Genomic DNA, 249 nt, shown 5'->3' with positions numbered 1-249 from the left:
CTTCCCGGCCAGCTTGCTTTTCTCGGCAGTGGTGTAGTCCTCGGTGCTCAGTCCCTTGCCTGCGACTTTATCGACCTTCCCGGCCAGCCCGGCCTCCAGCTCAGCCTGCGTGGCCATGTCCACGGCAAACCCCGGATTTGGGTAGCTGCCCGACAGCACGCCGCCGGCGCCGCCAGTCGGGGTGCGGGAGTCACTGAGCCGCGAGTCACCGTCGCGCACCACGTCTGCAATGTCGGCAGGCTGTACGGC

1 protein-coding gene is annotated in these 249 nt (G+C 67.5%); it reads right to left on the bottom strand.

What is annotated here, in order from left to right:
- On the bottom strand, positions 1-249 hold a 249-nt coding region (locus tag ACNFCJ_RS24185; RefSeq protein WP_416773910.1), incomplete at both ends, for a hypothetical protein.

Source organism: Pseudomonas sp. NY15364 (genome assembly GCF_048068235.1).
Lineage (GTDB): Bacteria > Pseudomonadota > Gammaproteobacteria > Pseudomonadales > Pseudomonadaceae > Aquipseudomonas > Aquipseudomonas mendocina_D.
The sequence above is the reverse complement of the archived record's forward strand: the minus strand, read 5'-3'. Positions and strand labels throughout refer to the sequence as shown.